Raw genomic sequence first — 2,299 nt, 5'->3', positions numbered from 1 at the left:
CCGTCGAGGCGGTGGACACCGCCGGCGAGCTTGGCCATGCGGGGGTCGAGGTTGACGGGGTTTTCTTCCTTGCCGTCCTCGGACAGGCGCAGGACCTCGCCGATCTGGTCGATCAGCAGGCCATAGGATTCACCGCGGAGATCAACGCCGACCGCCATCGGCACCTTGCCGTCCTCGGGCTTGGGCAGGCCGAGCCGGGCGCGCATGTCGACCACGGTGACGATGCGGCCGCGCAGGTTCAACACGCCCGCGATCTCGCGCGAGGACAAGGGAACGCGGGTGACGCGTTCGGGCATGAACACGTCCTGGACCCGGGAGATCGGCAGGCCGAACAGCTGGCCACCGATCATCGCGGTGACGTATTCGACCATGGCGCCTTCGCCCGTCTGCATCTTCTTGCTCATCTTTGCGTCTCCTGATCCGTGACTCTTTGTTTGAGCATGATCTCCGCGCAAACGCGTTCCGCGTTTGTCGCGAGGGAAAACCGCTTCACACTTTTCCGGATCATGCTCTCACGCCGCCGCCCGGCTCAGCTCGGAGGCGCCGGCGGCGCCTGCGGTCTGTTCCTTCAGCGCCGCGATCAGGCCGGGACGGTCGAACTTGGCGACATAGTCGTGGAAGCCGGCCTGACGGCCGCGCTCGATCGCCGCCGGCGACACCAGCGCCGACAGGCCGATGATCGGCATCGAGCCCAGATTGCTGTCGGAGCGGATCACTTCGGCGAACTCGAACCCGTTCATGTCGGGCATCTCGATGTCGGTCAGCACCACGTCGAAGGTCTGCGCGCGCAGCGCGGCCAGGCCCTCCTGCGCGGTCGGCGCGGTGCGGACGCGGTAGCCCGCGGCCTTGAGCACCGGCGCCAGCATGTTGCGGAAGAAGGCCGAGTCGTCGACCAAGAGCACCGACTGCGAGTGCAGCGACGGCTTCATCTCCTTGCGGGTGAACCAGTCGGAGAACGCCATCGGCAGGAAGTGGCCGACGTCGATCACTTCGGTGGCCTGGCCCTTGATCACGGCCGAGCCCAGAATGCCCTGGCTGGAGCCGCCGACCTCGATGTTGAGCCGTTCCTCGACGATGTCGATGATCTCGTCGACGACGAGGCCCATGGAGCGGCCGTCATCGGAGAACACCAGGATCGGCTGGGCGCCCTGCGAGGCGATGGTGACGCTCTCCATGGCGACGAGCGGCATCAGCTGCTCGCGGTACTGCACCATGTAGCGGCCGTTACTGAACTCGATCTTGTCCGCGGGCAGCTCTTCCAGGCGGGTGACGAGCCCGAGCGGGACCGCCTTGGGCTGGCTGGAGCCGGCGCGGAACACCAGCAGCGAGGTGGTCTGCTCGCCGGAGCTCGAATGATGCGCGGCGGCTTCATCAGCCATGCCTTGGGCCGAGGAGCCGGAGGCGCCGAGCGCCTTGGCAATGCCGTTGGGGTCGATGATCATGATGACCGCGCCATCGCCCAAAATGGTGTTGCCCGAGAACATGTCGATGTGACGCAGCTTGGTCGACATCGGCTTGACCACGATTTCTTCGGTGTGGAACACGCCGTCGACCACGATGCCAAAGGTCTGGCTGCCGACTTGCGTCACCACGATGAAGCCGTTCTCGGGATCGGATGCCGCGCCGTCGTCGATCTTCAGGAGCTTCTTCAGATGGATCAGCGGCAACAGCTTGTTGCGCAAGCGGAGGACCGCGGTGTCCTTGATGCGCTCGATGCGGTGCTCTGAGTTGGCGCGGGCGCGCACCAGCTCGACGACCGCGAGCTGGGGAATCGCAAAACGGTCGCCGGCGGCTTCCACGATCAGGGCGGAGACAATCGCGAGCGTCAGCGGGATCTTGATGGTGACGGAGGAGCCTTCGCCGGCCACCGACTTGATGTCGATGGTGCCGCCGATCTGGTCGATATTGGTGCGGACAACGTCCATGCCGACGCCACGGCCGGAGACCGAGGTGATGGCGGCCGCGGTCGAGAAGCCCGGCGCGAAGATGAACTTGTGGATCTGGGCTTCCGACATCTTCTCGAGCTCAGCCTCGGTGGCGAGACCGGAGGAGATCGCCTTGGCCTTGATCTTGTCGGTGTTCAGCCCGCGGCCGTTGTCGGCGATGCAGATGATGATGTGGCCGCCCTCGTGATAGGCGGACAGCCGGATGGTGCCCTGCTCGCCCTTGCCGCCCGCGAGGCGCTCGGCCGGGGTCTCAAGGCCATGATCGGCGGAGTTGCGCACCATGTGGGTGAGCGGGTCCTTGATCAGGTCGAGCACCTGGCGGTCGAGCTCGGTGTCGGCGCCGTGCATCTCCA

At 65.8% G+C, this 2,299-nt stretch carries 2 protein-coding genes; both read right to left on the bottom strand.

From position 1 onward, the window contains the following. The coding region (locus UB31_RS39820; protein ID WP_045014784.1) for a chemotaxis protein CheW at positions 1-404 on the bottom strand (404 nt) is incomplete at its 3' end. Positions 405-512: 108 nt separating this feature from the next. Continuing rightward, on the bottom strand, positions 513-2,299 hold a 1,787-nt coding region (locus UB31_RS42775; RefSeq protein ID WP_045014783.1), incomplete at its 5' end, for a hybrid sensor histidine kinase/response regulator.

It is taken from the genome of Bradyrhizobium sp. LTSP849 (assembly GCF_000938255.1).
GTDB lineage: Bacteria > Pseudomonadota > Alphaproteobacteria > Rhizobiales > Xanthobacteraceae > Bradyrhizobium.
Note: the sequence above shows the minus strand (reverse complement) of the source record. Positions and strands in the feature narration are given on the sequence as shown.